The following is an 8,373-nucleotide window of genomic DNA, read 5'->3' as shown; positions in this document are numbered from 1 at the left end:
TCATTGGAGAGCTCGCGAATATCGCTGATGTTGCGGGCGATCTCTTCGGTGACGCTGCTTTGTTCTTCGCAGGCGGTGGCGATTTGCGCGGCCATGTCGTTGATGCGCCCGACCGAGTCGCTGGATTCGGAGAGGATTTGGTCGACCCCAGCAGCACGGTCAACGCTGTCGCGGGCTTTGATGCTGCCCGAGTCCATGGCTTTTACTGCGTTCTGCACACCGACTTGCAGGCGCTCGATCATGTTTTGGATGTCTTTGGTCGAGTCTTGGGTGCGTGCAGCCAGGGCGCGAACTTCGTCGGCAACCACGGCAAAGCCACGGCCCTGTTCCCCTGCCCGTGCGGCCTCGATGGCGGCGTTAAGCGCCAGCAGGTTGGTTTGTTCGGCAATGCCTTTGATCACCGCCAGCACGGCGCCAATATTGGCGGTTTCCTGCTCCAGGGTCTGGATGGTGCCAGAGGCGCTTTCCACTTCCTGGGCCAATTGGCGCATGGCGGTGATGGTGGCGCCGACCACCTGGGCGCCTTCGCGCGATTGGGTTTCGGCGCTGCGGGCAGCGTCGGCGGCGTTTTGCGCGTTGCGCGCGACCTCGTTAACAGCGGCGCTCATTTCGGTGGCAGCAGTGCTCACTTGGTCGACGGCGGCATGTTCGCTGCTGATCAGGCGGTCGTTGGCCGCCGCCATTCCAGCCAGAGTTTGCGCAGAGTCGGCGACCTCGCCGGTGACTCGCCCTACTTCCTTGATCAATGGCTGCAGCTTGTCGAGGAAGCGGTTGAAGGCCAGGCTCAACTTGCCCAGTTCATCACGGGAAAGCACGTCCAGGCGCACACGCAGGTCGCCATCGCCATCGGCGATTTGCTCGATGCGGTGCAGCAGATTTTCCAGCGGACGGGTGACCAGAATCGGAAAACCCACGACCAGAATCAGGCACACCAACAGGCCAATACCGACCACCGTGCCTTGCTGCCAGGTCAGCTCCTCTCCCAGAGCGATAGCGGTTTTGCCTTCACCGTTGGCGGCGTTGTCTTCCAATTCACCGAGTTTGTCGATGGCATCGCGCATGCTGTCGAACTGCTTTTCGCTGTCGCCAAAGCTAAGGGTACTGGCGGCGTCAGGGTCGCTTCCCGAAAGCTGGACAACCTTGAGGCTGGTGGCTTTCCACACGGCATAGCCCTGGTCGAACTGCGCCACCAAGGCTTTGGCCTCGGCATTGGGGTCCATCGCGGCATATTTGTGCACGCGGTCGTAGGCCTGTTGCAGGTTTTCCGCGTGGGATTTTTTCAGGCCATCGATATGGGGGCCGGCAGCTTCGTCGAGCAGGCTGCGTTCGGCGACAAAGGCTTGATACAGATCGCGGTCGGCGTTGAGCAGCAGGCTGATGGCGGGCAGATAGCGGTTGGTCAGTTTGCTGCTGGAGTCCGCTACTTGGGTGATGCCACGCACCCCCAGCACGCCCATCAACACCAACAACACCGCCAGCACCAGAATGGGCAAAGCGATTTTCCAGCGAAAACCCAGGTCGGCAAAAAGACGCAGCATGATCAATCTCCAAACGGCAGGACAACTAGATGCAAGCGTAGACGCTTGGCGCAGTTTTATTGGGCGCCGTGCAGGCCTTATGCAATCAGCGATGTGAAGGTTATGGCCGCTGCGCCTAGAGCAGCTATCGGCTATGACTGGCGGATGCTTGACCTGGGTTATGAAAAGCGTGCGCCGCACTGATCGTGCAACGCTTTTGTGCTAGCGTGCCGGCTTTCGCGCAACACCCCATTCCGAAGCCGATTTAAGGAAGTACCCCATGGCCATGACCAAAGACCAACTGATCAGCGATATCGCCGAAGCGACTGATGCCTCGAAAGCGACCGTGCGCGCGGTACTGGAACAACTGAGCGAGATCGTTACCGATGCCCTGGAGAACTACGACGAAATCACCTTGCCGGGCATTGGCAAACTGAAAGTGGCGGACCGTCCGGCCCGTACCGGCCGTAACCCGCAGACCGGCAAAGCCATCGAAATTGCCGCGAAGAAAGTGGTGAAGTACGTGCCGGCCAAGGCGCTGACCGACGCGATTAATTAAGTGATTGCGCGGGTGCGCACCTTGCGCAGTCGCCTGGAGATTCTGGGTCCCCGCCTACGCGGGGACGACGCATGTTTTGTAACGAACACCGTCTTCACCGCGCAGGCGGGGATCCAGCGCTCTGGATAGGCGGTAATCGAGCGCACCAAGCGCTTGCCTCCCATGTAGGGTGTGCTGTGCGCACCACGGGTGCCACGCGTTTACGGGGTAATGCCGTAACCCGCTAGCGCCTGCAAAAACGCCGCTTCATCCAGCACCTTCACGCCCAGCTCATTGGCCTTGGCCAACTTCGAGCCCGCCCCAGGCCCTGCCACCACGCAGGTGGTTTTCGCCGACACTGAACCGGCTACTTTCGCCCCCAGGCTTTCGAGTTTTTCCTTGGCGATATCGCGGCTCATGATTTCCAGGCTGCCGGTCAGTACCCAGGTTTGCCCAGCCAGGGGCAGGCCTTCTACCACACGCTTTTCGCTTTCCCAGTGCATGCCGAAGTCGCGCAGTTGCGCTTCGATTTTCAGCGCGCGCTCGCGGTGTTCGGGCACGGCGAAAAATTCGCGCACAGCGTTGGCGGGCTTTTCGCTGAGGGCTTGGCGCAGGTCGAGCCAGTCGGCGGCGAGGACTTTTTCCAGCGACTCGTCGAACTTGGCAGCCAGGGTTTTCGCCCCGGTTGGGCCGACGGACGAGATATGCAACTTGTCGATCAGCCCGGCCAAGGTGGTGCTGGCGGCATACTCCGCAGCCAGCTCGCCTTGACCTTGGATTTCCAGCTCTTTTTCCAGTTGCTCAATCACGCTCTGGTTATGGCTATCGCTAAAGAATTCGTGAATCTCATGGGCCACTTCCAGGCCGACATCCGGCAGGTAGGTGAGCACTTCCGGCAGCGCCTGTTTGATCCGCTGCAACGAGGCCAACGAGCGCGCCAGCACCTTGGCGGTTTCTTCGCCGACGTCGGGAATGCCGAGGGAATAAATGAAGCGCGCCAGTTCCGGTTTACGGCTGTTGGCGATGGCGGCCAGCAGGTTTTTACTGGATAGCTCGGCAAAGCCCTCCAGCTCGACAATCTGCTCAAAGGTCAGTTTGTACAGGTCGGCTGGCGAGCTGATCAGCTTCTCGTCCACCAACTGCTCGACGCTCTTGTCGCCCAGGCCTTCGATATCCATGGCCCGGCGCGAGACGAAGTGAATGATCGCCTGTTTAAGCTGCGCACCACAGGCCAGGCGGCCGACGCAACGGTATACCGCGCCTTCGCTGACGGTCTCGCGGCCCTTGCTGCGTTTGACCAGTTGCGTGCGTTCTACGTGGGAGCCGCACACCGGGCAATTCTCCGGCACGTGTACGGGTTTGGCATCCGCAGGGCGGCGGTCGAGGACCACTTGCACCACTTGCGGAATCACGTCGCCAGCGCGGCGAATAATCACTGTGTCGCCGACCATAATGCCCAGGCGCGCGACTTCATCCATATTGTGCAAGGTGGCGTTGGCGACCATCACGCCAGCGACTTTCACCGGGCGCAACCGCGCAACCGGGGTAACGGCGCCGGTGCGGCCCACCTGAAATTCCACGGCGAGCAATTCAGTGAGTTCTTCGCTGGCGGGGAATTTATGCGCGATAGCCCAGCGCGGTTCGCGGGCGCGAAAGCCCAGTTCGCGCTGCCAGGCGAGGTTGTTGACCTTGAATACCACGCCATCGATTTCATACGGCAGCGCATCGCGCTTGGCGCCAATGGCGCGGTAATAGTCCAGGCATTCTTCAGCGCCCTGGGCCAGTTTCAGCTCGCGGCTGATGGGCATGCCCCAGTCTTTCAGGGCGTTAAGGATGCCGATATGGGTGTCGGGGAGTTCGCCCTGCACCTGGCCGATGCCGTAGCAGCAGAATTCCAGTGGGCGTTTGGCGGTGATGCTGGAGTCAAGCTGACGCAGGCTGCCGGCAGCGGCGTTACGCGGGTTGGCAAACGTCTTGCCGCCCTGCTCGGCCTGGCTGGCGTTAAGCCGTTCAAAACCGGCGCGGGACATAAACACTTCGCCGCGCACTTCCAATATCGATGGCCAGCCTGAGCCCTGGAGTTTGAGCGGGATATTGCGCACGGTGCGCACGTTAACGCTGATGTCTTCGCCGGTGCTGCCGTCGCCACGGGTGGCACCGCGCACCAACAGGCCGTCGCGGTACAGCAGGCTGACGGCCAGACCATCAAGCTTGGGCTCACAGCTGTATTCAACTGTGGCGCCAGCGCCGAACAGATCACCGGCCGGCAGCTCATCGGCCAGACCTTCACGCACACGGCGGTCGAAATCGCGCAGGTCTTCCTCGGCGAAAGCGTTACCCAGGCTCAGCATCGGCACTTCGTGCTTGACCTCACCAAAGGCCGACAGCGCTAGGCTACCGACGCGCTGGGTAGGCGAATCAGGGGTGACCAGTTCCGGGTGTTCGCTTTCCAGGGCTTTTAGCTCGTGGAACAGGCGGTCGTATTCGGCGTCCGGAATACTCGGCTCATCGAGCACGTGGTAGCGGTAGTTATGCTGGTCCAGCTCACTGCGCAATTGGCTGATACGGGTGGCGGCGGTTTGGGCATCGGTCATTTGGGCATTCTCGAAACGAAAAAGAGCAGCCGAAGCTGCTCGATTAAAACGTTGGATCACCGGGCGGTGTGGCGTATCCCGCTACCGTAGGGTGCGCTGTGCGCACCAAGCGATTCATCGGAGAACGCCATGGTGCGCACAGCACACCCTACGAAGCGTTGCTGGCCGCGTTAAACGCTTGCGCCTTAGCGCTTGTTGGTCAGCGCTTTGCGTTCGAACTCGACGATGCGCTGGCGGTAGTGTTCGATGGTTTGCGCGGTCATTACGCTGCGCTGGTCATCTTTCAATTCGCCGCTTAATTCGTGGGCCAGTTTGCGTGCGGCAGCGACCATTACGTCGAAGGCTTGTTTCGGGTGGCGCGGGCCTGGCAGGCCAAGGAAGAAACTCACGGCGCGGGTGCTGAAGTGGTCGATATCGTCCAAATCAAAGGTGCCAGGTTTAACCCCGTTGGCCATGGAGAACAACACTTCACCATTGCCGGCCATGCTTTCGTGGCGGTGGAAAATATCCATTTCGCCAAAGCGCAGGCCACTTTCCAAAATATTCTGCAACAGTGCCGGGCCGTTAAAACCTTCGCCTTCGCGGGCCACCACGTTAATCACCAGCACTTCTTCAACCGGCGGCAAATCGCGACTGTCTTGTGGCACGGCAGGGTTACGTTTTTTCGGTTCGTCATCGACCGGGTTGAGCAACGTCGGCACCGGCTCATCAAGGCCAAGATTAAGATCGCCCTGGCTCGGTTCCACCACTTTGCCGCGACGACGATTCAATTCACGCGGGCTCATGGCCGGCAAATCTTCTTCTTCAACTTTAGGCTCGGCGTGACGCTCAAGAACACGCGGCGGGCCCAGTAGTTCCGGGGCGCCATCGTCATCTGGAAGGTTGGAAAAACTGCGATCCAACTTGAATTTCAATTTGCCTTTACCACCGCGCATGCGCCGCCAGCCATCGAAAAGAATGCCAGCGATAACAATGATGCCGATGACGATCAGCCACTCCCGCAGACCGATTTCCATGTAGTTCTGTAGCCCCTGAAAAAATAATAGTGAAGAAAGGGCATCCGCCCTCTGACTCAAAACTCAGCTCTTTCAACTCAAGAGCACACCGTCAGTAACTTAAGACTTCGTATAGCAACTCCATGTTCTGACAGGCATTTGGGACAAATAATAAAAAGTGGGCAATAAGCTAGCACGACGAAAGGCAACTTTACACCGCGCAAGCACTTATGCCTCGACCAAAGCCAAGGCTTCTTCAACATCTACTGCGACAAGCCGTGAGCAGCCAGGTTCATGCATTGTTACGCCCATCAACTGATCGGCCATTTCCATGGCGATTTTGTTGTGGGTGATATAGATAAATTGCACGGTCTCGGACATCTCTTTTACCAGCCGCGCATAACGCCCAACGTTGGCATCGTCCAGCGGCGCATCTACTTCGTCGAGCATGCAGAATGGCGCTGGGTTGAGTTTGAAAATGGCAAATACCAGGGCCAATGCGGTCAGGGCTTTTTCACCGCCGGAGAGCAGGTGAATGGTGCTGTTTTTCTTGCCCGGTGGGCGCGCCATGATGGTCACGCCGGTGTCTAGCAGGTCTTCGCCGGTGAGTTCCAGGTAGGCGTTGCCGCCGCCGAATACTTTCGGGAACAGCGCCTGCAGGCCGCCGTTGATTTGGTCAAAGGTTTCTTTAAAGCGGTTGCGGGTCTCTTTGTCGATTTTGCGGATGACGTTTTCCAGCGTGTCGAGCGCTTCCACCAAGTCGGCGTTTTGCGCGTCGAGGTAGCGTTTGCGCTCGCCTTGCTGTTGGTATTCGTCGATCGCCGCGAGGTTGATCGGGCCGAGACGGGCAATACGCGCGGCCAAGCGCTCCAGCTCTTCTTCCCAGGACTTCTCGTCGGCTTCGGTCGGCAACGTGCCAAGCACGCCGTGCAGGTCGTAGTTGTCTTCCAGCAGTTGGTCTTGAATCGCCTTGCGCCGTACGGTCAGGGCTTGCCATTCCATGCGCTGCTGTTCGAGCTGGCCGCGCAGTAATTGCGACTGCTGCTCGGCCGAGGTGCGGCGTTTTTCCGCATCGCGCAGTTGGCGGTCGGCATCTTCCAGGCCCAGGCGCGCAAGCTTGAGTTCGTCTTCCACGCCCATGCGTTTATCCAGCAACTCTTCCAACTTCATGCGCAGCTCTTCCAGCGGCGCGGCGCCCTCGTCGAGGTTGAGGTTGAGCTGTTCGCGCTTCTCATGCAGGCGTTCGGCCTGCAGTTCCAAGCGTTCCAGGGCTTGGCGCGTGGAGTCGTGCTGGGCTTTAAGCGAACCCAGGCGCACGGCCAGTTGGTGGGCGTGGTCTTTGTGCTGGCGGGCTTCCTGACGCACGCGATCAAGGCGCTCGCGCAGGGCGTCACGCTGAGCCATCAACAGTTCACGTTGTTCGGTGTCCAGCGCCATGGCATCGAGGGCGTCTTGCAGTTGCAGGCGCGACTCGCCGAGCTGTTCAGACTCGAGAGCACGTTGCTCGCCCAGTTCGCCCAGTTCTTCATCAAGACGACGGCGACGCAACGTCAGCTGTTCGACCTTGGCCTGCCCGGCTGAGAGCTGTGCTTTCAGCTCGCCCTGACGACGGGCTTCATCTTGCAAACGGCGGCGTTGCTGTTCACGGGCTTCTTCCTGGTGTTGCTGGGTTTCGCGCAGCGCCAGCAGGCGTTCTTCCAGGCTGGCCAAGCTGGCTTCGCGCTCGTCGCGCTCCAAGCCCAGGCGCTCAATTTCCTGAGCTCGGGCCAACACGCCGCTTTCCGCTTCGCTGGCGCGGCGTACGCGCAAGAAATGCCGGCCGACCCAATAGCCGTCGCGGCTGATCAGGCTTTCGCCGTCACCGAGTTGGCCGCGCAGGGCCAGGGCTTCGTCGAGGGTCTGCACCGGTTTGACCTTGGCCAACCACGGCGCTAAATCGACGCTGGCTTCGACTTTATCCAGCAAGCTACCAGCCACCCGCGCGCCACCTTTGGCCGGGCTGACCAGACGCAGATCGCCCTGTTTGAAACCAGCCAAATCAAGGCTGGCGAGCGCTTGTGGATCGTCGAGCAAGACGGCCTGCAAGTCGGCACCGAGCACGGTTTCCACCGCTAACTCCCAACCGGCTTCTACGCGCAGGCCTTCGGCCAAACGCGGGCGATCGTTGAGGTGCTGTTCGCGCAGCCACTCGGCGGTGCCTTTGCCGGGGTCGAGCGCGGCTTGTTGCAGCGCCTCCAAGGAAGCCAGGCGACCGTTCAAGCGTTGCAGCTCGCCCTGCGCCTGTTGCTGCGCCTGGCCCGCTTGCAGCAACTCAGCACGCAATTGCTCCAGGCGCTCGACCAAGGCTTGCTCGGCAATGTGCAGCTCTTCTAGGGTCAGCTCGCTGGTGGCGACCTGCTCGCTCAGTTCTAGAATCGCGGCGTCTTCAGGGTCGGCTGAGAGGAGCATCAGCTCGTCGTTAAGCCGCCGCTGCCGCTCAGCCAGACGCTCCAGGCTGTGTTCCAGTTGCTGAATCCGCGACTGCTGCACTTCAGCCTGGCGCCGCGGCTCGGCAGAGCGCTGGTTAAAGCCGTCCCACTGCTCTTGCCAGCCGTGCATGGCGCTGTCGGATTCCTCCAACGCGGCGGCCGCTTCTTCGGCAGCGGCGTTGGTGATTTCTTGCTCCGGCTCAAGCGCGGCCAGCTCTTCGCCCAAGGTCGCCAGCAAGGTGCGGTCATGGCCCAGGTGCG

General features: G+C 60.3%; 5 protein-coding genes. 1 reads left to right on the top strand and 4 read right to left on the bottom strand.

Translation table 11 applies throughout. The features are described 5' to 3' along the window. On the bottom strand, nucleotides 1–1,538 hold a 1,538-nt coding region (locus tag AAAB16_RS19055; protein ID WP_340664743.1), incomplete at its 3' end, for a methyl-accepting chemotaxis protein. Nucleotides 1,539–1,797: 259 nt separating this feature from the next. On the opposite strand from AAAB16_RS19055, the gene AAAB16_RS19050 reads away from it, so the two are divergent. After that, nucleotides 1,798–2,076 (top strand): HU family DNA-binding protein, encoded by a 279-nt coding sequence (locus AAAB16_RS19050; protein WP_340664742.1) that lies wholly within the window; start codon nucleotides 1,798–1,800, stop codon nucleotides 2,074–2,076. A 200-nt stretch (nucleotides 2,077–2,276) separates the two neighbouring features. On the opposite strand, the gene ligA is transcribed toward AAAB16_RS19050, so the two are convergent. From ligA to smc, 3 genes are all read right to left on the bottom strand, one after another. Then, nucleotides 2,277–4,649 (bottom strand): NAD-dependent DNA ligase LigA, encoded by a 2,373-nt coding sequence (gene ligA / locus AAAB16_RS19045; RefSeq protein WP_340664741.1) that lies wholly within the window; start codon nucleotides 4,647–4,649, stop codon nucleotides 2,277–2,279. A gap of 185 nt (nucleotides 4,650–4,834) precedes the next feature. Next, on the bottom strand, nucleotides 4,835–5,665 hold the full coding sequence (zipA, locus tag AAAB16_RS19040; RefSeq protein ID WP_340664740.1) for a cell division protein ZipA: 831 nt from the start codon (nucleotides 5,663–5,665) through the stop codon (nucleotides 4,835–4,837). A 207-nt stretch (nucleotides 5,666–5,872) separates the two neighbouring features. After that, nucleotides 5,873–8,373, bottom strand: a 2,501-nt coding sequence (gene smc, locus AAAB16_RS19035; RefSeq protein WP_340664739.1) for a chromosome segregation protein SMC, incomplete at its 5' end; no start/stop codon positions are given.

This window comes from Pseudomonas sp., from assembly GCF_037994325.1.
Classification (GTDB): Bacteria; Pseudomonadota; Gammaproteobacteria; order Pseudomonadales; family Pseudomonadaceae; genus Aquipseudomonas.
This window is presented reverse-complemented; position numbering and strand designations above follow the sequence as displayed.